Genomic DNA, 21821 nt, shown 5'->3' with positions numbered 1-21821 from the left:
TCAGGCAATACGCTTCCCTTCTGCGTCTATGATGACCTCCCCGTCCTCCTTGGTGAACGGCCCGATATCGGGGTTCTCCAGGATGTCGAGCACTACCTCGGACGGGCGGCACAGGCGGGTGCCGACCGGCGTTTCCACGAAGGGACGATTCAACAGGATCGGGTGCGCCTCGATGGCGTCGAGCAGCGCCTGGTCGGACAAGCCGGCGTCGCCCAGGCCGAGCGCCGCATAAGGCGTGTCCTTCTTGCGCAAGGCATCCCGCAGCGGGATGCCGGCAGCGGCTACCAGTTCCATGATCCGCTCGCGGCTCGGCGGCGTCTTGAGGTACTCGATGACGGTAGGCTCTGCCCCGGATTGGCGGATCATCGCGAGAGTGTTGCGGGACGTGCCGCACTCGGGGTTGTGATAGATGGTGACGGTCATGCTCGGTCTTCCGGGTTGATGGGGAGGTCGCTCGAACCCGGCACGCGCAGGAGCCAGGACATCAGGGCCAGGGCGACCAGAGCGCCGGCCATCTGGGCGATGACGAACCCCGGCAGGTCGAGCGGACGTATGCCGGAGAAAGTGTCGGTAAGGGAGCGGGCGATCGCCACGGCCGGGTTGGCGAACGAGGTCGACGCCGTAAACCAGTAGGCCGCCGTGATGTATAAACCCACCAGCATCGGCACCGCCTTTCGCTCGAATTGAATGCCGGCAAGGATGATGGCCACTAGCCCGAAGGTCGCAACGCCTTCGGAGAACCACTGTGCTCCGCCGGTGCGGATCTTGGTCGACGCCTGTAGCAGCGGCAGCTCGAACATCGAATGGGCAATGACGGCGCCGATAATACCACCAGCGACCTGCACCGCGGCATAAAGGGCAGCGTCCCGGGCCGACAGCTCGCGGCGCAGCGCGAAGACCAGCGACACCGCCGGGTTGAAGTGGGCCCCCGAGATCGGCCCGAGCGTGCTGATCAGCACGACCAAGATTGCGCCGGTTGCGATGGTGTTCGCGAGCAATGCCAGCGCCACGTCGTTTGTCAGGGTCTCGGCCATGATGCCCGAGCCAATGACAGCTGCCACCAGGATGCCGGTGCCAAGGGCCTCGGCGGCGAGGCGGCGGGGAAGATCGATCATCAGGCGACGTTCGACGACTTGGTCGTCGTTCCGTCCATGGCGCCGATGCTCTCGAGCTTGGAGTTCAGGGCCATGCGATCGATGCTGGCGAGTGGCAGGTTGGTGAAAGCGCCGATCCGGTTGCGAAGATATCGCAAGGCGTCCTCGAACGCGGCTCGCTGCTTGAACTCGTGACCCTGTACGGCGGCAGGATCTTCGATGCCCCAATGGGCCGTCATCGGCTGGCCGGGCCAGTTGGGGCAAGACTCGCCGGCGGCGTTGTCGCAGACGGTGAAGATGAAATCCATCTTGGGCGCACCCGGCACGGCGAACTCGTCCCAGGCCTTCGAGCGCAGGCCTTTGGTGGGGATGCCAACCTTCTCGAGGATTTCCAGCGTCATGGGGTGCACCTCACCCTTCGGCGCGGAGCCGGCGGAGTACGCTCGGAAGCGACCCTGGCCGACGTGGTTGAGGACGGCCTCGCCCAGGATCGATCGGGCTGAATTGCCGGTACAGAGAAACAGGACGTTGTAGACGCGGTCAGGCATGGCTCGGCTCCATCGGGGAACAGCACGGGGTGAATTCGGCAACCAAGTGCTCGCACAACTCGGGGCGGCCGCCGCAGCAGTCCTGCACCAGGAAGCTGGCAATCTCCCGGACGCGCTCGACGACAGCCCGATAGACGATCGACCGGCTGTGGCGTTCCGATTCGATAAGTCCGGCACGTGTCAGAATAGCCAGGTGGCTGGACATGGTGTTCTGCGGGACATCGAGGCGGCGTGCGATCTCACCTGCCGCGAGGCCTTCGGGCTCATGTTCCATGAGCAGTCGAAAGGTATCGAGGCGCGTTGCCTGCGACAGGGCGGCGAATACCTCTATGGCGTGATTTGATTCCATATATCGACAAATATCGATATATCAGTCGAGGGTCAAGGCTTCGCGTGGGGGGCGTAAGCCACCAACCCTTATCCAACTTATCCCTCGCCAAATCCTCCCGGATCCTCCTCCCATCACTCCACACACGGGGCGGCGATCGCTTGGGGGTTCGCCTTCGCTGCCGGCCTTGGCATGCGACGCGACAAACGCGTGACCGGCGGGCGTCTGGGCATGCCTGCTTGTTCTTCTGTTCACCTGTGGGCGCAAAAATCCGCGACACCCCCACATTCCCGCGCTAAGAGAGAACCACGGTACTGCACTGGCTGATTGCTCTGGGGGCAAGACTTGAAACGGATGATTTGGGCGGCCGCGGTCATGGTCGCTGCTACGGGCGGGATGGTGACGCTGGCGGCGGGCGCGCCGGGGCAGTGTACGGTTACCGGGTATGACACGTTCGATTGCGATGTGGCGCTGGATGGCGGCGGGCTGACCTTTGCCCTGCCTGACGGCAAGACCTTTGCCTTTACGCTGGTGGAGGAAGGCGTGGGTACGGCTTTCCTGATCGCGGCGGATGCCGGGCCGGGGCAGGTGCCGGACGAATTGCGCGACTTCCGCGCCGTGGATGGCAGGCCCGGCTGCTGGGCGCGCGGCGACGAATTCGAATTCTGCGTGCTGGTCGAGCAATAGCCGGCGGACGCAAGCCGGAGTGGATGCGATGACTGCGTTTTCGGTGACCGTCGGCCGGGCCGCGCTGGCCGGATGGCAGGTGGGCGAGGGCCTGCCCGTGGTGTTCCTGCATGCCGGGGTCTGCGACAAGCGCATGTGGCAGAGCCAGATGGCTGTCGTGGCCGAGGAAGGCTGGCAGGCCATCGCCTATGATCGGCGTGGCTATGGCGAGACGGAAAGTCCGGACGAAACCTTCAACCACGTCGATGACCTGGAGGCCGTGCTGGCTTCGCTCGATATCCATGCCGCGGTGTTTGTCGGCTGCTCGATGGGCGGCGGGTTGGCGCTGGATTTTGCGCTGCGCCATCCGGGGCGGGTTATCGGGCTGGTGCTGATCGGCACCTCGGTCACCGGGGCGCCGTGGAGCGCGACACAGGTCGAGCAGATGATCGAGGCGGCCGAGGAAGATGCGTGGGAGCGTGGCGACCGTGACATGCTCAACCGGGTGCAGGCGCACGAATGGCTCGATGGGCCGCGGGCGAAAAGCGGGCGGGTCGGTGGCGCGGTGCGCGAGTTGTTTTTCGATATGAACGCCATCGCGCTGGGCAAGCCTGACCTGACGCAGGAGGAGCGTCCGCCAGCCGCCTGGCCGCGCGTCGGCGAGGTCCGCGCACCGACACTGCTGCTGGTGGGCGATGAGGATTTTACCGCGCTGATCGACCGGCACGAGCATCTGTCAGAAGAAATGCCCAATGCCTTTGCCGCGGTGCTGGAGGGGGTGGCGCATATTCCCAGCATCGAGCGGCCGGAACTGGTCAATTCCATGCTGCTGGAATTCCTCGACGCGATCGAGGGAGATGACGGGGAGGAAAGCGACGACGAGTCAGCGCATTAGCGCGCGCTTCTCGCTCGCTTCGTATCCCGGTTCAATGCGCTAAACGATCGATTCAAGACATTGAGAGGCCGATTCAACCTGCTGGCAGGCTGAATCGGCTTTTGTCGTTAATACATTGAATTTCAAAGGAAATTCGCTGTCAGGTCGCGATTATGCCGTCCAGGTGCTGGTCGAGCTGGGGTGTGGGCGTGTTGGTGAGGTCCTTGTTCAACTCGGCGACTACCGTTTTCTTCACCGCGGGGGAAATGGCCTGGCGGATGTCGCCCAAGGCGGTGGGGGCGGCGGCGATCACGAGGCGCTGGAAGGCGCCCTGCTGATGCTTGCGGTCCAGCGTGGCCGCAACCGAACGCACGAATTCGGCCTCGCGGTGTTCCACCGGGTCGGTGCGGGGCTCCATGCCGCCGCGGCTGAAGCTGCCGCCACCGCCCCTGCTGCCCGGACGGTCGGTCACGATCTCCTGCGCCTGCAATGGCTCGATGGCCCAATCGAGACCTTCCACCTGCTTGAGCCCCTTGCCCGGACCGGTGTTTTCGAGGACACGCGCCTGTGCGCCGTCGGCGATCAAAACCCAGGTGACGGTCTTTTTCATGAATGAGCTCCTGCTGGTCTGGTCGTGGGTGGGAGCGCCGAAGCGGCGCCGCTGAATCAACGCCCTAGTGGACAAAAGGTTGGCGGCACCCATCAGCTTTGCAAGGTGGCGGGATCACAAAGTCTGATTGGCCGGAGCTGAGCGGGACTGGTATCAGGGGGCTTTCAGGCATCCCGTTCGGGATGCGGAGTTTTTCTATGTCCCTTCCAGAATCCGCGCCGGAGGCCATTGCGCCGGCCGAGGTGTCCGCTCCATCCCAGCCTGCTGCGAGCGATGGCCGCAACGGCGTGCTGGCGGCTTTGGCCGCCTATACGCTGTGGGGTTTCCTGCCGCTGCTGTTCCGTGCGGTCGAGGCGGCCGGCTCGGTGCTGATCGTGGCCGAGCGCACCGTGTGGTCGCTGGTGCTGCTGGCGGCAATCCTGGCGTTTTCGGGCGGCTTCGGCGAGGTCCGCGCGCTGTTTGCCGACAGAAAGCGTGCGTTTGGCACGCTGCTTTCTGCCGTCTTGCTGGCGGGAAACTGGCTGCTTTACGTGTGGGCGGTGGAAACCGGGCAGGTGCTGGAAGCCAGCTTCGGCTATTTCATCAATCCGCTGGTCAATGTGCTGATGGGAATGATCCTGCTGGGCGAGCGGCAGAACCGGCTGCAGACCATTTCCATCCTGATCGCCGTCGTGGCCATCGGCATCCAGGCGGTGGGGCTGGGCAGCGTTCCGTTCATCGCGCTGGGGCTGGCGCTGTCCTTCGGCTTTTACGGCTATTTCCGCAAGACCGCGCATCTGGGGCCGGCGACGGGCCTGTTTGCCGAAACGGCCATGCTGACGCCGGTGGCTCTGGGCTTCATCCTCTATACCTTCATCACCACGGGCCCGGGCGTTCACGCCGATCCCTACCTCATGACGCTGATGGTGCTGAGCGGGCCGGCGACGGCCATTCCGCTGCTGCTGTTTGCCTTTGCGGTGCGCCGGCTGCGGCTGACCACGATCGGCATGTTCCAGTATATTGCGCCGTCGATCCAGTTCCTGGTGGCGATCTTCCTGTTCGGCGAGCATCTCAACGGGCTGCGACTGCTGAGTTTCGCGCTGATCTGGGTGTCGCTGATGGTGTTCAGCTATGACAGTTTCCGGCGCCGGGCGCGGGTGGCGGCTTAGGACGAATCCCTGTTGGTGGTGCATCGCAAAGCGAGATCCCCGCTTTCGCGGGGATGACGCAGCGGGTTAGTCCGTGGAAGCCAGGCTTGCCAGCGCGGCTTCGACCGCCTCGCGGTCGGGTGAGTCCGGCGCGATCTCGAGGAATTGCCGATAGCGCTCGGCGGCGCGCTCATTGCGGCCGGCGGCCTGCTGGATTTTGGCCAACAGCAATATTGCCATCGGCTCGGCTGGTTCGGCATCGGCAAGGGGCGTCAGGCCATCGATGGCCTGGGCATAGCGGCCCAGATCGAGCAGCGCCTGGGCGCGCGCCAGCGCGTAGGCGGGATTGGCCGGATCGAGCGCGACCAGCCGATCGTAATGCTCGACGGCATCCTCGCGATCGCCACGCTCCAGCAGCAGCTCGGCCAGCGTCAGATGGGCTTCCACGCTGTTGGGCACGTAGTCGGCCCAATCCTTGAACAGCCGTTCGGCCGCTGCCAGGTCGCCATCGGCGCGATAGGCGCCGCCAAGCAGGCGCAGGGCATCGGCATGGCCGGGGTCGAGATCGAGCGCCTCTTCGAGATGGGTGACGGCCGCCTTGGTGTGGCCAAGCTGCAGCTCGAGTTCACCGGCCCGCGCCAGCGGCGCCGGGTTGACCGGGTCGCGTTCGGCGGCGGTGAGGAAGGCAGCGATGGCCGCTTCCTTGTCGCCGCGCGCCAGTTCGATATCGGCCCGCGCCGTGGGCAGGCTCACGGCCTGTGGCTCCAGCGCCTGGGCTTCGGCCAGGGCTGCGTCGGCGCCGGGCAGGTCGCCGCCGGCGGCCAGGACGCGGGCCAGGTTGATGCGGGCGATGTTGAAACCGGCGTCGAGCGCCAAAGCGGCGCGATAGTCGGCGATGGCGGTGTCAGTGTCGCCGGCATTGCGGGCGATGTCGCCGAGCAGGTTATGCGCCCATTTGGCGTCGGGGTGATTGCCGATGGCGAGGCGCCGGGCGCGGGTGGCGGCGCCTTCCGGGTCGGTGATGGCGCGGGCGGCGATGGCGACGAAGGGATCGAGCACGTCGAACACACCCGCCGCGGCGTCGCGGAAATAGTCCGGTTCGGACTCGGCGCCGATCGGGGGCAGGTCGACGATTTCGGTGGTGCCACGAATGACCCGCAGGCGCAGGCGCAGGCCGGTGGACGCGCAATCGGCCGTTTCGCAGATGATTTCCCCGGCAATGTGGGTTTCATAACTGCCGAAGAACTGCCGCACCTGCTTGGCGACCGAGTCGACGGATATGCCGGTATCGGGCAGGGAGAATTCGACCCGCTGGCTGTTGGGAATGGCGACGATGGTGGTGCGAGCCACGCTGGCGGTGCGGGCGAAATCCTGCAGCCCGTCCCACAGGCGGTTGGCGGCGACTTCGGGGGTGAAGCCGCGCGCTGCCAGCGCCTCGGGTACGGCAATGGGCTCGATGACCACGGCATTGGCCGAGAACTGGCTGGTCAGTGCCGGGATCAGCAGCAGCATGGCGACGAAAAAGCCGACATTGATGAACATGGTGCGCAGGGTCGAGGACATGGCCTCGATGCCGATGAGACTCAGCGGGCGGGGCGGGGTCCCGGTCATTCAGCCGTCTCCCCGGCCGCGGCGGCGTCGAGGCCATCGAGAATGCCGATGAAATTCTCGGCCATGGAGCCGTATTGGGTGCCTGACGTATCGAGTTCGAGTACGCGCAGGAAATCGGCGCGGGCCTCGGCATTGTGGCCGGTGACGGCGAGCGAGGTGGCGCGCGAGAAGATCGGGGCAGGATTATAGGGGTCGAGGGTGATGGCCCGGTTGAGCCGCTCGACGGCCTCGGCCTGGCGGCCAAGATTCTGCAGCATATTGGCGGACTGGTAGAGCAGTTCGGTATCATCGGGCGTGATGGCCAGGGCGCGATCATAGGCGGCCAGCGCTTCGTCCGGCTTGTCGAGGAAGCTCAGGGCCGCGCCATGCAGGGCCTGCACCTCGGCGCTGCCGGGCTCGAAGGCGGCCGCCCGGCGCAGCAGCTGCTCGCCACCGGCGAAATCCATGCCGGTCAGCTTGAGGGTGAACATGGGCGTCAGCGCCAGTGGATAGGCCGGATCGACAGCCAGCGACCGGGTGAACCATTCCCTGGCCACGTCCATATTGCCGCGAGCCATCTCGACCTCGCCGATGCGGGCGAAATAGTGCGGGCTGGTCGGCTCGATTTCGGCGGCGTGCTGCAGGTAGGTGATGGCTTGGTCGATATTACCGGCGCCGATGGCAAGCTCGGCATAGCCCTCCTGCACTTCGGGCGAGTCCGGATCGCGGGCCAGGATGGCATCATACTCGGCGCGGGCGGCGACCGGGTCGCCCAGCTGCCGCAGGGCGCGGGCGGCATTGGCCTGGGCGATGGTGAATTGCGGATCGAGCGCCAGCGCGGCGCGGTATTCGGCAAGGGCGGGGCGATAGTCGCCAGCGGTGGAGCGCAGGTTGCCGATGAGGTTATGCGCCCATTTGGCATCGGGATGGTGCTGGCGGATCAGCCGGCGGGCCAGGGCGGTGGCGCGCACCGGCTCGGTTTCGGCAATGGCCGAGACGGCGACGAAGGGGTCCAGGATCGACAAGATCTGGATGGCCGCGCCGGTAAAGTAGCGGCGCAAATCCTGCTGGCCCACGGCGGGCAGGTCGATGACGTCGCTGCCGCCACGCAGCACGCGCAGGCGCAGCAGCATGCCTTCGGGGGCGCAGGCGGCGTCGGCGCAGACGAATTCGCCGGCAATGCGCGTCTGGTGCAGGTTGAAGAACTGGCGGGTCTGGCGGACGATGGAATCCATCGAGAGGCCGACTTCGGGCACGGCGAATTGCACGCGCTGGCTATTGGGAATGGCGGCGACGCTTTCCTTGGAGGTGCGCGCCAGCGCATTGGCGTCACGCAGCCCGTCCCACAGGCGGCTGGCCACGACTTCGGGCGTTAGGCCGCGGATCACCAGCGCTTCGGGCACGGCAATGGGTTCGATCAGCACCGGGTTGCGCAGGAACTGGCTGAACAGGATCGGGATGAAGATCAGGATGGCCAGCACGAAGGCGAGGTTGAGGATGACCTTGCGCAGCCGGGTCGAGCCGCTTTCGATGGAGGGCAGGGAAAGACGCGGTTTGGGCGGTGGCGTTGGCGCGGCCGTTTTTGGCGCACGCTTGCGCGGCGCAGCGGTTCTGGCCGCAGGTTTGGCAGGCGCACGCGCCATCTGTGTGAACTCCCCAACAGGGCAATTTTAGTGGGGAATTTTTACGCTGGATAGGGGCGCGTGCCCCGGATCACCTCGGCGATCTGCTCGAAGGTGTTGCCGAACGGCGTGGCCTCGCGCCAGACCAGCGAGAGGCGACGGCCGGCGCCGGGTGACACCAGGTCGTGGATGGCGATGCGCGGATTGGCCGCGGCTTCCTTGCGCAGGGCGATGGCCGGCAGCAGCGTCACGCCCTGGCCGTTGGCGACGAATTCGACAATGGTCGAGAGCGAGGTGGCGGCAAAGGTGCGGGCAGATAGATCGCTGTCGAGCCGGCAGGCGGCGATGGTCTGGTCGCGGAAGCAATGGCCCTCGTCCAGCAGCAGGATGCGCTCGGGGGCGAGGCTAGCCAGCGATACCGGCGCGACGGTGGGCTCGATGCTGCTGGTGGCCAGCATGAAGGGGTCGTCGAAGAGCGGCCGGCTGACCAGCCTGGGGCCGCCGGCGGGCGCTTCGGTGCCGATCAGCGCCACGTCGAGGCTGCCATCCGCCAGACCTGATATCAGCGCGTCCGTGCGATTCTCGCTGATGGTGAAGTCGAGGCCGGGCAGGCTGGCGGTCAGCGCCGGGAAAATCTCGGGCAGGAGATAGGGCGCGACCGTCGGGATCAGCCCGAAACGGACCGGCCGGTCGGGCTGGCCGGCATGGCCCTGGGCGAAGGCGGCCAACGCGTCGGCGCTTTCCAGCACCTGGCGGGCGCGGGCGATGAATTCGGCGCCGAAGGGCGTTGGCCGCGCGCCACTGCTCAGCCGGTCAAACAGGAGCGTGCCGCAGCTTTCCTCGATGGCCTGCACCTGCTGGCTGAGGGCCGGCTGGCTGATATTGCAGGCCTTGGCAGCGCGGCCGAAATGGCCGGTTTCAGCCACGGCGACGGCATAGCGCATCTGCTTGAGCGAAAGGGTCATGATAGGTTTTGCTTATCGACGAAGGCAGTATTATCGATTGGCCTAATGGTTGTCACCTTCCTATAACGGCGCCAGCAGCAAGACAGGAGCATCCCATGACCGATCCCAATCCTCACAGCCAGGCAGAGACGGCCGGCGGCCAGTGCCCGGTCGATCATGGCGGCAAAAGGCGCGGCAATCGCGACTGGTGGCCCAAGCAGCTCGACCTGCAGATGCTGCATCGCAATTCGGGCCTGTCGGACCCGCTCGGCGCTGATTTCGACTATGCCGAGGCGTTCAAGACGCTGGACCTGGCGGCGGTGAAGCGGGACCTGCATGCGCTGATGACCGATTCGCAGGATTGGTGGCCGGCCGATTTCGGCCATTATGGCGGCCTCTTCGTCCGCATGGCCTGGCACAGCGCCGGCACCTATCGCATCACAGATGGCCGCGGCGGGGCCGGGCAGGGGCAGCAGCGCTTCGCGCCGCTCAATTCGTGGCCGGACAATGCCAGCCTCGACAAGGCGCGGCGGCTGATCTGGCCGATCAAGCAGAAATACGGCAACAAGATTTCCTGGGCCGACCTGATGATTCTGACCGGCAACGTGGCGCTGGAATCCATGGGGTTCAAAACCTTCGGCTTTGCCGGTGGGCGCGCCGACGTGTGGGAGCCGGAGGAGCTGTTCTGGGGGCCGGAGGGCACCTGGCTGGGCGACGAGCGCTATAGCGGCGAACGCCAGCTGTCCGAGCCGCTTGGCGCGGTGCAGATGGGGCTGATCTATGTCAACCCGGAGGGTCCGAACGGCAATCCGGACCCGGTGGCGGCAGCGCGCGACATCCGCGAAACGTTCCGCCGCATGGCGATGGATGACGAGGAGACGGTGGCGCTGATCGCGGGCGGCCACACTTTAGGCAAGACGCATGGCGCTGGCGATCCCTCGCTGATCGCCGCCGAGCCGGAAGGCGCCGACCTCGAAGACCAGGGCCTGGGCTGGAAGAGCAAGTTCGGCACCGGCGTCGGCAAGGATGCCATCACCTCGGGGCTCGAGGTGACCTGGACGCAGACGCCGACGCGCTGGAGCAATTTCTTCTTCGAGAACCTGTTCGGCTACGAGTGGGAGCTTTCGGCCAGCCCGGCCGGGGCCAAGCAGTGGGTGGCCAAGACCAACGATGCGGTGATCCCCGACGCCTTCGTCGCGGGCAGGAAGCATCGCCCCACCATGCTGACGACGGACCTGTCGCTGCGGTTCGATCCGATCTATGGACCTATTTCGCGCCGGTTCCTCGACCATCCCGATCAGTTCGCCGATGCCTTTGCGCGCGCCTGGTTCAAGCTGACCCATCGCGACATGGGGCCGAAGGTCCGCTATCTCGGTCCCGAAGTGCCCGCAGAAGACCTGATCTGGCAGGATGTGATCCCGCCGGTCGATCATGCGCTGGTCACTGAGGCCGATATTGCCGGGTTGAAAGCCAGCATCGCGGCTTCCGGCCTGACGGTGTCCGAGCTGGTATCGACCGCCTGGGCTTCGGCATCGAGCTTCCGCGGCTCGGACAAGAGGGGCGGCGCCAATGGTGCGCGCATCCGCCTTGCACCGCAGAAGGATTGGGCGGTCAACCAGCCCGACCAGCTTGCCAGGGTGCTGGCCAGGCTCGAAGCCATCCAGGCTGCGTTCCAGGCGGGCGGCAAAAGGGTATCGCTGGCCGACCTGATCGTGCTGGCCGGCGGCGTCGGCATCGAGCTGGCCGCCAGGGCGGCGGGCCAGGCTGTCGACGTGCCGTTCACCCCCGGTCGCATGGATGCCTCCCAGGAGCAGACCGATGTGGCGTCCTTCGCGGCGCTTGAGCCGCGCATGGATGGCTTCCGCAACTACACCAGCAACCGCCGCTTCATGGAGCCCGAGGAGGCGCTGATCGACCGCGCGCAACTGCTGCGGCTCACCGGGCCCGAGATGACGGTGCTGCTGGGCGGGTTGCGGGTGCTCAAGGCGGGCGCCGGCAATCATGGCGTCTTTACCGACCGCCCCGAAGTGCTGAGCAATGACTTCTTCCTCAACCTGCTCGACATGGCCACGCAGTGGCAGCCCAAGGCCGGCGAGGAGGGCGTATATGAGGGCCGCGACCGCAAGTCCGGCGCGCTGCGCTGGACCGGTACGCGCGTCGACCTGATTTTCGGTTCGCATTCGCAGATGCGGGCCATTGCCGAGGTCTATGGCCAGTCCGACTCGCTGCCGAAATTCACGCGGGATTTCGTTGCGGCCTGGGTCAAGGTGATGAATGCCGACCGGTTCGACCTGCAGCTATAGCGGCAGAGGCTGGTTCAATCACGATGTGATTCCGGCGAAGGCCGGAATCCATCCTGAGACAGTTCAGCTTCCTCGGAACGTGGATAAACCTCAGGATGGATCCCGGCCTTCGCCGGGATGACATCGCGTAAGCTGGCGGCCCTTTGCAGCTACCGTCAAAGGCGGTCGCTAAAATTTGAATCAAATCCCCGTGCCGGCCTTCAGGGCCTGCAAGAAGGTGCCTGCGCATCGTCAGGCTCCAGATTTGCGGCAGAAGCCGGGAGAGCAGGCGAATGAACGAGCTTGATGAAGGCCAGCGGGCGTTTTCCAGTTTCCGTGTCCTGAATGGGGACGACAATCATTCCGAACGCGAGCAGCTGTTCCGCAACATGGCGCAGCTTTTCAGCTACGTGTCGGATCGGTGCGACGACGATCAGGTTGCCCAATATGACGAAGTTCTGTGCCAGTTGGCCGAACTGGTGGAGGTCGAGGCGCGGGCCCATGTGGCCAAGCTCCTGGCGCCGCTCGCCCGTGCGCCGGGCACCGTGGTCGTCAAGCTCGCCAATGACGACATCGAGGTGGCCAAGCCGCTGCTCGAATTTTCCAACGTGCTGTCCGACGACGACCTGATCGACATTATCGGCCGCCAGAGCGAGGAGCACCGCATCGCCATTGCCGGTCGCGCCAGCGTGCCGGAGCGGGTGGGCGAGGCCATTGTCGAGCATGGCGACCGCTCGTCGGTGGTGCGCCTGGTGCGCAATTCCAATGCCGAATTCGACAAGGCGACCCTGGAAAAGCTGGTGGAGCGCGCGACGCGCGACGCCGAAATGGCCGCCGACCTGCGCAATCGCCCGGAGATCGACTGGAAGAGCCTGCGTGGCGAAATCGACTCGGTGGCGTCAAAGGTGCTGGAGACGCTTGGCCAGGTGGATCGGGGCATCGATCCGGTGGCGGCCGGCAAGGTCAATGCCGTGGTCTATAACCGCCTGCGCAACCGCGCCGGGTTCTCCGCCACCGAATGGAAGGTGGCCTATAACCAGGTCAAGGCGCTGAGCGACCGCAAGCAGCTCGACGACCGGGCGCTGACCCGGTTTGCCCGCTTCGGCTATGGCCATCACGCGGCCGCCGCGCTCACAGTCATCCTGCATGTGGCGCCGGAAGTCTTCGTCAAATGGCTGGCCAGCCAGGATTATGTGGCGATCACCGTGGCGCTCAAGGCTGCCGGCATGTCGCCGGACCTGTTCGAGGCCACCGTGGCCACGCTGCCCTGGCGCGACCTGCCGAGCGAGGCCGACAAGGCCATGGTGGTGAGCCGCTTCGAAGCCATCGACAAGGAAGAAGCCATCGGTATCTTCGAACTCTGGCGCGCCCACTCCTTTCGCAAACGTGCGGTCAGCGAAGAACGTGCTGCGATGAGCGCTTAGGGGACGACCCTCAGGTCGGTCTGTTTGAATTCGTCTGCCGTGGCGAGGATTGGCACGTCATAGTGCCTGGCGAAGGCATAGTGCATGCAGTCGGCCAGGTTGAGACGACGGCGACCGGCACGGAAGCGCCTGGCTGCCTCGCCGGCCAGCAAGGCTATGGCAACGGGATCGTCCGCTTCCCGAACGGCGACCCCGCTGTCTTCGAGAAGGGTCAGCACCGAAGCCGTTACCTCGTCAACCGGCGCATTCCATTTTTCGGCCCGCGCCAGCGCGAGGGCGGCTTCGAGCACTGCCAGCGGCGAGGTAAACGCGGCTGTGGCATTGTTCAATACGGCTTCTATGCGGCCCTCTTCCGCCTCCGCCGAAAATGCGGCGACAAGAGCGGATGCGTCAACGAACATCAGTGTTCATCTCTTACGTCTCCCCACATCTCATCATAGATTTCCCGAGGAAGCGGCTCACTCGCCGTAGGACTGGGCTCGATTCCATGCTTCTTGAGAACGCGGCGCACCTTGTCGCGCATCGTTTCATTCGTCCGCCGACGCGCAATGGCTTCTTCCATCGCGATGGTCACGGCGTCGGATATGTTGACGCCTTCCATCTGAGCAAACCTGCGGGTCAGTTCATCGGCCTTGCGGTTGGTGATGTTCAGAGCCATGACGCCCTCCTTGTTCATGTAGACTATCCTATGTAGATGCAATTTTCTACATCGGTAGTGCTGACGGAGTCTGCCGTACGATCATGCAGCCAACATTTGTCTGGACCTCTCCGCTACGTTGATATAAAGATATCTTTATATCTCGTGAGGGACGGATGGCCGAGCTGGACGAACTGGTAAGTGTGCTCAAGGCGGCGGGGGAGGGCACAAGGCTGCGCCTCCTGGCGCTGTTGGCCGATGGCGATCATTCGGTCAAGGATTTGACCGAAATCCTCAAGCAGAGCCAGCCGCGGGTGTCGCGGCACCTCAAGCTCCTGGCCGATGCCGGGCTCATCGAGCGCAATGCCGAGGGTGCCTGGGCCTATTATGGGCTGGCGCAGGACGGCGATGGCGCGGCCCTGGCCGAGTGGCTGATCGCGCGGGTCGATGATCGTGATGCCGAGCGCCGGCGGGACGTCGAGCGGCAGCAGGCGGTGCGGGCGAACCAGCAGGCGCGCGCCACCGAATATTTCGCCAAGGTGGCCAGCAGCTGGGATCTGCTCAAGACGCTGCATGTGCCCGAAGAGGCCGTGGAAGCCGCCGTTGTTGCGGCGCTGGGTGGCCGGCATGTGGAGACCTTGATCGACCTGGGCACCGGCACGGGGCGCATGCTCGAAGTGCTGGCCAACTCCTACAAGCGCGGCATCGGTATCGATTCGAGCCGCGAGATGCTGGCGGTGGCCCGCTCGCGGCTGGCGACAGCAGGCATCACCCATGCGCAGGTACGGCTGGGCGATATCGGCGATGTCGATCTCGCCGCCGGCCCGGCCGATGTCATCGTCATCCACCAGGTGCTGCATTATTTCGACGATCCGGGGCGCATGCTGGCGCAGGCGAGACGCCTGCTGAAACCCGGTGGCGAAATGATCATCGTCGATTTCGCCCCGCACGATCTCGAATTCCTGCGCAGCGAGCATGCCCATCGCCGGCTCGGCCTGTCGCAACTGCAGATGAGCGGCTGGGCCGCGACTGCCGGCCTCGCGGTCGAGGCGGTGCACGAATTTCCCGGCGAGAGCAATGAACGTGGGCTGACGGTCTGCCTGTGGCGCCTCAGCGACAAGACTTGAACGGATAGACCAATGCTCGACGACAATCTCCGCGCCAGCCGCCAGACCGCCCATCAGCGGCCGGAGCTGCAAATTTCTTTCGAATTCTTCCCGCCCAAGACCGACGTCATGGAGGAAAAATTCTGGGACACGGTGCACAAGCTGGCCCCGCTCAAGCCGCGCTTCGTCTCGGTGACCTATGGCGCGGGTGGTTCTACCCGCGAGCGTACCCTGCGCATGGTGCGGCGCATCAAGGCCGAGACCGGCGTCGATGCCGCGGCGCACCTGACCTGTGTCGGGGCGACGCGCGACGAGGTCGATGAAGTGGTGCGCGGCTATCAGGAGGCCGGCATCAACCGCATCGTGGCTCTGCGCGGCGATCCGCCTGGAGGCGTCGACCAGCCCTTCGTGCCGCATCCGCAAGGCTACCAGAACGCGGCCGACCTGGTGGGCGGGCTGCGCCGCATCGGCGATTTCGACATCTCGGTCGCGGCCTATCCCGAAAAGCATCCGCAAAGCCCGGACTGGCACAGCGAGATCGACAATCTCAAGCGCAAGCTCGATGCCGGGGCCGACCGGGCCATCACCCAGATGTTCTTTTCCAACCCTGATTACCTGCGCTATCTCGAACGCGCCCGCGCCGCCGGCATCACGGCGCCGATCGTGCCGGGCATCCAGCCGATCCACAGCTTCAAGCAGATTGCCAGCTTCGCGGCGCGCTGCGGTACGGCAATCCCGGCCTGGCTGTCCGAGCGCTTCGACGGGCTCGACGAAGACCCCGAAACCCATGCCCTGGTGGCTGCGGCGGTGGCGGCCGAGCAGGTGACCGAACTGGTGGACGAAGGCGTCACCGAATTCCACATCTACACCCACAACCGCTCGCCGCTGGCGCTGGCGCTGGGACGGATATTGGGGCGGCGGCACGAGGCAGAGGCTGTTAACGCCGCCTGATTTTAACCTTGCGTTCACCATGATCTGGTGCCATTGGCTCTCGGCCCGCGCGGCTGGGGGCTGAAAGTGCGTCATTCAGCTTCGGTTCAGCTTGCGGGTTTCATTGCTGGAACCGTGCGCCCTTTCACAAAATGGCCACGAAAATCCGGCTCTTTCGCCTGCTGAGGGCGGAGCAAATCGGGACGTAGAACCATGAGCATCGACCGTCGTATCACCAATGGCCTGGCCTGGGCCGGTGTCATTCTCGTCGTCGGCATTCCGGCGGCTGACCTGCTGTCGGCACAGTTCATGGGCAATCCGGCCGCGCCAGCCCCGGCGCAGGTGGCTGTCATCGAGCCCGTGGCGCCCGTGCCGGCGCCGCTGAGCCAGCGCCCTGCCGCGCCGGTTGCCAGGCCCGCGATCGAGGTTGCCGTGGCCGCCCCGGCCAAGCCCGTCGCTCCCGTCGCCAAGCCTGCCGTGACGCCGGCCGCGCAGACGGCCGATGCCGTCGATGCCTTCCTGCAATCGGGCCGGGCGATGCCCAGCTATATCACCGGCGCCGATGCGCCGGCCGCGCCGAGCCAGGTCGCGGCGACCCCGCCAGAGCGGACGCCGATCGTCACCACGCCAGCCGAGCGGATCGATCCGGTCGAGGTCGCCGCCATTCCCCCGCACAAGGTTGCCCCGGTGCCGATGCCGCTATCGATGCGGCCGCAGCCGATTGCCGTGGCACTGGTGCGTGATCCAGTGGTGATCCCGCCGGGACTGACGCCGGCGTTGCCCGCAGGCGCGATACGTCCGCCGGCCGATGTCACCGCCGCCGACCTTGACGATTGGGAAACCGGCCCGCTGTCCGATTTCCTGGCCCAGCGCCAGGCCGGCAATGCCTATGTCGAGCCCACCTATGATGCGAACGGCTTCTTCCTCGACGAAGGCCCGAACCGCTCGCGCGCCCGCGTCATCGCGCGGGAAGAGGCGCCGTTCTTCCTCTTCGCCGACTAGGCATGACCAAATTCAGCCATGTCGCCTGGCGCGATGGCTTGACCCGCCGGGCGCAGGCGCAGCGCTTTCGCAAAACGCAACGGCCTTGAACATTCGGTAACCAACCGGCTGCTACAATTGGATTCAGTTTGTATCGAGTAGCCCGGCCTGTCCCATGATGTTCTCCCGCGCCGAAAAAACGCCTCTCGCCGAATGGTGGTGGTCGATTGACCGGGAGCTGCTGGGGGCGCTGATCCTGCTGATGACCTGCGGCATGGTGCTGAGCTTCGCGGCCAGCCCGCCGGTGGCCGAGCGGCTCGGCCTGTCACCCTGGCATTTCATCATCCGCCACGCCATGTTCTGCGTTCCGGCGCTGGGCGTGATGATCGGCACGTCGTTCTTCAGCCATCGCCAGGCGCGCATCTGGGGGCTGGTGACGCTGGTGATCAGCGTCCTGCTGCTGTGGGCCACGCTGCGCTTCGGCACCGAGGTCAAGGGCGCCCGGCGCTGGATTTCCTTTGCCGGGCAATCGTTGCAGCCGTCCGAATTCGTCAAGCCGGCCTTTGCCGTGCTGGGGGCCTGGCTGTTCTCGGAATCGATGATCCACAAGAATGTGCCCGGCAAGATAATGGCCTCGCTGATCATGCTGTCCATTGTCGGGGGGCTGGTGCTGCAGCCCGATATCGGGCAGACGGCGCTGGTCACCGCCACCTGGGCGGTGCTGCTGTTCCTCAGCGGCATTTCCTGGTTCATCATCTTCGGCATGGCGGGCGCGGCCGGGGCGCTGCTGTTCGGCGCCTATATGTTCTTCCCGCATGTTTCGAGCCGCATCGACACCTTCCTCAATCCCGAGGGAGGCGGTAATACCTACCAGATCGACCGCGCCCTGCAGTCGCTGCTGGAGGGGGGCTGGTTCGGCCGGGGGCCGGGTGAATCCATCGCCAAGAAGCTCATTCCCGACGCCCATGCCGATTATGTATTCTCGGCCGCTGCCGGTGAATTCGGCATCCTGTTCTGCCTGGCGCTGGTGGCCTTGATCGCCTTCATCGTCATTCGCGCCATGATGGGGGCACAAAGGCAGACAAGCCTGTTTGCACGCCTTGCCGCTTCCACCCTGGCCATCCAGTTCGCCATGCAATCGGGTATCAACCTCGCCGTGAACCTCAACCTGATCCCGCCCAAGGGCATGACGCTGCCCTTCGTCAGCTATGGCGGCACCTCGATGATCGCCATCGCCTTTGGCATGGGGCTGATGCTGGCCTTTACCCGCACCAAGCCCGAGGAGCGCATGGCCACGGGCCTGCCGAGCTACAAGAGCGCCGTGGCGCCACTGGCACCAGCCGAATGAAGACATTCATGCTCATGGCGGGCGGCACGGGAGGACATCTCTTTCCGGCCATGGCGCTGGCGCAGGAACTGCTCCGGCGCGGCCATGTGGTCGAACTGATGACCGACCATCGGGTGGAAAGCTATGGCGGGGATTTTCCGGCCAGCCAGGTCCATATCGTGCCCTCGGCCACCCCGTCGCTGCGCAATCCGGTCAAGTTCGTGGCAGGTGGCGTCAAAATTCTCCGCGGCATGGCGGTGGCCTTCGGCAAATTGCGCGCCAGCAAGCCCGATTGCGTCATCGCCTTTGGCGGCTATCCGACCTTTCCGCCGTTTCTTGCCGCGAACTTCCTGGGTATTCCGGGCATCCTGCATGAGCAGAATGCCGTGATGGGCCGGGCCAATCGCGCGCTGGGGCGGTTTGCCGACCTCCTGGCCATGAGCTTTGGCGAAACGCGGTTCGCCAGCGGCCTCAGCCTCGAAAAGGTCGTCACCGGCAATCCGGTGCGCGACCGGGTGCGCGCTGTCGCCACCACGCCCTATCCCGAACTCGGCCCCGACAGCCCGATCAACCTCGTCGTGTTCGGCGGCAGCCAGGGCGCCAGGGCGCTGAGCGAAATCGTGCCGGCCGCCATGGCATTGCTGCCCGAAGGGTTGCGCCACCGGCTGCGTGTGGTGCAGCAATGCCGCGCCGACGACCTCGATCGCGTGACCGAGGCCTATCGGCTGGCCAAGATCAATGTCGAGCTGGCGGCGTTCTTTGCCGACCTGCCCGAGCGCATGGCGCGCAGCCATCTGGTGATCGGCCGGTCGGGCGCCTCGACCATTGCCGAACTCACCGTTTTGGGCCGGCCGTCGATCCTCATTCCGCTGCCGGGATCGATCGATGCCGACCAGAAGCATAATGCGCTGGTGGTGGAGGCGGCCGGCGGCGGCTGGATCGCCGAGCAGGCCACGCTTTCACCGCAATCGCTTGCCAGTTGGCTGACGACGCTGCTAACCGACCCGGCAACCCTCATCAAGGCCGCCGACGCCGCCCGCTCGCTGGGCCAGCCGCGGGCTGTCGAGAAGCTGGCGGACCTGGCCGAGATGCTCTCGGGCAAGAATATCGAAGTGGATCATCGCTCATGAAAATGCCGCGCAATATCGGACCCGTCCATTTCATCGGGATCGGCGGCATCGGCATGAGCGGCATCGCCGAAATCCTGCACAACCAGGGCTATACCGTGCAGGGCTCGGATGCCTCGCTCAATCCCAATGTGCAGCGCCTGCGCGACATGGGGATCGACGTGCATATCGGCCAGAGCGGCGACAATCTCGGCAAGGCCGAAGTCGTGGTCGTGTCCTCGGCCATCAAGAAGGACAATCCCGAGCTGGTCGCCGCCCGCGCCAAGGCGCTGCCCATCGTGCGGCGCGCCGAAATGCTGGCCGAGATCATGCGCTTCAAGACCGCCATCGCCATTGGCGGCACGCATGGCAAGACCACGACGACCACGCTGGTCGCCACCTTGCTCGATGCCGGCAATCTCGATCCCACCGTCATCAATGGCGGCATCATCAATGCCTATGGCACCAATGCCCGGCTTGGCGCCGGCGAATGGATGGTGGTGGAGGCCGACGAGAGCGACGGCACCTTCATCAAGCTGCCGGCGGACGTGGCCATCGTCACCAATATCGACCCTGAACATCTCGATCACTATGGCGATTTTGAAGGGGTCCGGAAGGCGTTCCACCAGTTCGTGGAAAACGTGCCCTTCTATGGCTTTGCCGTGATGTGTCTCGACCATCCCGAAGTGCAGGCGCTGGTCGGCGAGATCAAAGATCGCCGCGTCATCACCTATGGCCGCAACCCGCAGGCCGATGTGCGGCTGGTCGATCTCGAAACCGTTGATGGCGTCAGCCATTTCGCCGTCGAGATCCGCGACCGCATCCGCCAGACCCAGTTGCGCATCGACGGGCTCGAACTGCCGATGCCCGGCGTCCACAATGCGCTCAACGCCACTGCCGCCATCGCCGTGGCCGATCAGCTGCATGTGCCCGCCGAGGCCATCCGCAAGGGGCTGCGTGGCTTTACCGGGGTCAAGCGCCGCTTCACCAGGACCGGCATCGTCGGCGGCATCACCGTCATCGACGACTATGGCCATCACCCGGTGGAAATCGCCGCCGTGCTCAAGGCGGCGCGTGAATCCACAAGGCGCGACGTCATCGCCGTGGTGCAGCCGCACCGCTACAGCCGCCTGCATGACCTGTTCGACGAGTTCTCGGCCTGCTTCAACGATGCCGACACGGTCATCGTCGCCCCGGTCTATGCGGCGGGCGAACAGCCCATTGCCGGGGTGACCCATGAGGAACTGGTGCATCGCATCATCGCCCTCGGCCACCGCGACGCCCGCGTGCTCGACAAGCCGGAAGACCTGGCAAGGCTCATCGCCAGCCGTGCCGAAGAGGGCGACTATGTCGTGTGCCTGGGCGCCGGCAACATCACCCAGTGGGCCGCGACGCTGCCGGCCGAACTCGGCGCGCTGCTCGGCAAGGAGCCCGAATGAGCTATCCCGATCTCATCCCCCAGCTCCAGCCCTGGATTTCCGAGGTTCGCGGCCGGCTGGTCCCCAACCAGCTGCTGAGCGAAGTCACCTGGTTCCGCGTCGGCGGGCCGGCGCAATTGTTCTTCACCCCGGCCGACGAGGAAGACCTGGCCTTCTTCCTCAAGCACCTGCCGGCCGATATCCGCATGACCGTCATCGGGCTCGGCTCCAACCTGCTGATCCGCGACGGCGGCATCGATGGCGTGGTCATCCGGCTGTCCGGCAAGGCCTTCGGGCAGATCGAGGTGCTGGACGATCACAGGATTCGCGTCGGCGTGGCTTTGCCCGACGTCAAGGTCGCCACCGCCGCGGCCGAAGCGGGCATTGACGGGCTCACCTTCTATCGCGGTATTCCCGGCGGCATCGGCGGGGCGCTCTACATGAATGCCGGCTGCTATGGCACCGAGACGCGCGACCGCATGGTCGAACTGCGCGCGGTGACGCGGCAGGGCGAGATCATCACCCTCAGCAATGCCGATATGGACTATCACTATCGCAAGTCCAACGGTCCGCGCGGCGCGGTGTTCACCTCGGCGGTCTATCAGGGCTTCGGCGGCGAGCGCGAAGATATCCTCACCCGGATGCGCGAAATCACCGAGAAGCGTGAATCGAGCCAGCCCACCAAGGCCAAGACCGGCGGCTCCACCTTCAAGAATCCCGAGGGTCATTCGAGCTGGAAGCTGATCGACGCGGCCGGGGGCAGGGGCCTCAAGGTCGGCGGCGCGCAGATGAGCGAATTGCACGCCAATTTCCTGCTCAACATCGACAATGCCACGGCCCATGACGTCGAGACGCTGGGCGAGACGGTGCGCAACAAGGTGCGCGCCCATTCCGGCATCGAACTCAAATGGGAAATCCGCCGCATGGGCCATTTCCTGCCGGGGCAGGAGGTCAGGGAGTTTCTGGATGGCGATGTGTTTACGGGGGCGGTGTAGGCCGTGCGTTTCGCAACCCCACAAGCGCAGAGCTATCGCGCACCGAGTGGAGCCGAAGTCACCTCTCCCCTCAGGGGAGAGGTCGACCCGAAGGGGCGGGTGAGGGGTCCAGCGCTGCGTCTGGCACGGCGTCTTTCACCTGCACTGAACCCCTCACCCCGCCCTCTCCCCTCAGGGGAGAGGGAGCCCGCGCTCAGTGGTTCTCTCCACGC

General features: G+C 65.3%; 22 protein-coding genes. 12 read left to right on the top strand and 10 right to left on the bottom strand.

Features of this window, described 5'->3' with window-relative positions; all coding sequences use genetic code 11:
- The 4 genes from arsC to ASD04_RS19080 are packed head-to-tail and all read right to left on the bottom strand — an operon-like array spanning position 1 to position 1991.
- The gene (gene arsC / locus ASD04_RS05845) at positions 1–423 is read right to left on the bottom strand and encodes an arsenate reductase (glutaredoxin) (protein WP_056253926.1); all 423 of its coding nucleotides are present in this window, start codon (positions 421–423) and stop codon (positions 1–3) included.
- Positions 420–1115 (bottom strand): MIP/aquaporin family protein, encoded by a 696-nt coding sequence (locus tag ASD04_RS05840; RefSeq protein WP_056253923.1) that lies wholly within the window; start codon positions 1113–1115, stop codon positions 420–422. The genes arsC and ASD04_RS05840 overlap by 4 nt, the downstream gene beginning before the upstream one ends.
- The gene (locus ASD04_RS05835; protein WP_056253922.1) at positions 1115–1642 is read right to left on the bottom strand and encodes an arsenate reductase ArsC; all 528 of its coding nucleotides are present in this window, start codon (positions 1640–1642) and stop codon (positions 1115–1117) included. The genes ASD04_RS05840 and ASD04_RS05835 overlap by 1 nt, the downstream gene beginning before the upstream one ends.
- Entirely contained in the window at positions 1635–1991 is a 357-nt protein-coding gene (locus ASD04_RS19080; protein WP_082531019.1) for a metalloregulator ArsR/SmtB family transcription factor, read from the bottom strand. The genes ASD04_RS05835 and ASD04_RS19080 overlap by 8 nt, the downstream gene beginning before the upstream one ends.
- A gap of 324 nt (positions 1992–2315) precedes the next feature.
- Here ASD04_RS19080 and ASD04_RS19335 point away from each other — a divergent pair, with 324 nt between their 5' ends.
- Positions 2316–2657, top strand: coding sequence for a hypothetical protein (locus tag ASD04_RS19335; protein ID WP_156461130.1), 342 nt, complete (start codon positions 2316–2318; stop codon positions 2655–2657).
- A 28-nt stretch (positions 2658–2685) separates the two neighbouring features.
- On the top strand, positions 2686–3531 hold the full coding sequence (locus ASD04_RS05820; protein WP_056253914.1) for an alpha/beta hydrolase: 846 nt from the start codon (positions 2686–2688) through the stop codon (positions 3529–3531).
- 139 nt (positions 3532–3670) lie between these two features.
- Here the strand turns inward: ASD04_RS05820 and ASD04_RS05815 are convergent, their stop codons facing one another.
- Positions 3671–4120, bottom strand: a complete 450-nt coding sequence (locus tag ASD04_RS05815; protein ID WP_056253912.1) for a host attachment protein — start codon at positions 4118–4120, stop codon at positions 3671–3673.
- Between the two features lie 197 nt (positions 4121–4317).
- On the opposite strand from ASD04_RS05815, the gene rarD reads away from it, so the two are divergent.
- A complete protein-coding gene (gene rarD / locus ASD04_RS05810; RefSeq protein WP_056253909.1) occupies positions 4318–5268 on the top strand; it encodes an EamA family transporter RarD in 951 nt (316 codons plus the stop codon).
- A gap of 66 nt (positions 5269–5334) precedes the next feature.
- Here the strand turns inward: rarD and ASD04_RS05805 are convergent, their stop codons facing one another.
- Genes ASD04_RS05805 through ASD04_RS05795 form a run of 3 tightly spaced genes read right to left on the bottom strand, consistent with a single transcriptional unit; the run spans position 5335 to position 9424 of the window.
- Entirely contained in the window at positions 5335–6858 is a 1524-nt protein-coding gene (locus tag ASD04_RS05805) for a tetratricopeptide repeat protein (RefSeq protein WP_056253906.1), read from the bottom strand.
- Entirely contained in the window at positions 6855–8480 is a 1626-nt protein-coding gene (locus ASD04_RS05800; protein WP_056253904.1) for a tetratricopeptide repeat protein, read from the bottom strand. The genes ASD04_RS05805 and ASD04_RS05800 overlap by 4 nt, the downstream gene beginning before the upstream one ends.
- Before the next feature lie 41 nt (positions 8481–8521).
- Positions 8522–9424, bottom strand: a complete 903-nt coding sequence (locus ASD04_RS05795; protein WP_056253901.1) for a hydrogen peroxide-inducible genes activator — start codon at positions 9422–9424, stop codon at positions 8522–8524.
- A 95-nt stretch (positions 9425–9519) separates the two neighbouring features.
- Here ASD04_RS05795 and katG point away from each other — a divergent pair, with 95 nt between their 5' ends.
- A complete protein-coding gene (katG, locus tag ASD04_RS05790; protein WP_056253898.1) occupies positions 9520–11706 on the top strand; it encodes a catalase/peroxidase HPI in 2187 nt (728 codons plus the stop codon).
- Between the two features lie 272 nt (positions 11707–11978).
- Positions 11979–13109 (top strand): DUF2336 domain-containing protein, encoded by a 1131-nt coding sequence (locus tag ASD04_RS05785; RefSeq protein WP_056253896.1) that lies wholly within the window; start codon positions 11979–11981, stop codon positions 13107–13109.
- Here the strand turns inward: ASD04_RS05785 and ASD04_RS05780 are convergent.
- Together ASD04_RS05780 and ASD04_RS05775 are read right to left on the bottom strand one after the other, a co-directional pair.
- Complete coding sequence (locus tag ASD04_RS05780) at positions 13106–13510, bottom strand: type II toxin-antitoxin system VapC family toxin (RefSeq protein WP_056253894.1); 405 nt, start codon at positions 13508–13510, stop codon at positions 13106–13108. The genes ASD04_RS05785 and ASD04_RS05780 overlap by 4 nt on opposite strands.
- Entirely contained in the window at positions 13510–13767 is a 258-nt protein-coding gene (locus ASD04_RS05775; protein ID WP_056255435.1) for a type II toxin-antitoxin system VapB family antitoxin, read from the bottom strand. The genes ASD04_RS05780 and ASD04_RS05775 overlap by 1 nt, the downstream gene beginning before the upstream one ends.
- A 155-nt stretch (positions 13768–13922) precedes the next feature.
- On the opposite strand from ASD04_RS05775, the gene ASD04_RS05770 reads away from it, so the two are divergent.
- The 7 genes from ASD04_RS05770 to murB all read left to right on the top strand — a co-directional run bounded on the left by ASD04_RS05770 (position 13923) and on the right by murB (position 21609).
- Positions 13923–14873, top strand: a complete 951-nt coding sequence (locus ASD04_RS05770) for a metalloregulator ArsR/SmtB family transcription factor (protein ID WP_056253891.1) — start codon at positions 13923–13925, stop codon at positions 14871–14873.
- 12 nt (positions 14874–14885) lie between these two features.
- The gene (metF, locus tag ASD04_RS05765) at positions 14886–15803 is read left to right on the top strand and encodes a methylenetetrahydrofolate reductase [NAD(P)H] (RefSeq protein ID WP_056253888.1); all 918 of its coding nucleotides are present in this window, start codon (positions 14886–14888) and stop codon (positions 15801–15803) included.
- 192 nt (positions 15804–15995) lie between these two features.
- Positions 15996–16784 carry a hypothetical protein gene (locus tag ASD04_RS05760; protein WP_056253886.1) on the top strand — a complete coding sequence of 263 codons (789 nt, stop codon included), beginning with the start codon at positions 15996–15998 and terminating at the stop codon, positions 16782–16784.
- A 157-nt stretch (positions 16785–16941) separates the two neighbouring features.
- Positions 16942–18111, top strand: coding sequence for a putative peptidoglycan glycosyltransferase FtsW (locus ASD04_RS05755; protein ID WP_056255434.1), 1170 nt, complete (start codon positions 16942–16944; stop codon positions 18109–18111).
- Entirely contained in the window at positions 18108–19220 is a 1113-nt protein-coding gene (murG, locus tag ASD04_RS05750) for an undecaprenyldiphospho-muramoylpentapeptide beta-N-acetylglucosaminyltransferase (protein WP_056253882.1), read from the top strand. Before ASD04_RS05755 ends, murG begins: the two co-directional genes overlap by 4 nt.
- Complete coding sequence (gene murC, locus ASD04_RS05745) at positions 19217–20635, top strand: UDP-N-acetylmuramate--L-alanine ligase (protein ID WP_056253879.1); 1419 nt, start codon at positions 19217–19219, stop codon at positions 20633–20635. The genes murG and murC overlap by 4 nt, the downstream gene beginning before the upstream one ends.
- Complete coding sequence (murB, locus tag ASD04_RS05740) at positions 20632–21609, top strand: UDP-N-acetylmuramate dehydrogenase (protein WP_056253876.1); 978 nt, start codon at positions 20632–20634, stop codon at positions 21607–21609. The genes murC and murB overlap by 4 nt, the downstream gene beginning before the upstream one ends.
- The last annotated feature ends 212 nt before the right edge of the window (positions 21610–21821 follow it).

The organism is Devosia sp. Root436 (assembly GCF_001426345.1).
Taxonomy (GTDB): domain Bacteria; phylum Pseudomonadota; class Alphaproteobacteria; order Rhizobiales; family Devosiaceae; genus Devosia.
The sequence above is the reverse complement of the archived record's forward strand: the minus strand, read 5'-3'. Positions and strand labels throughout refer to the sequence as shown.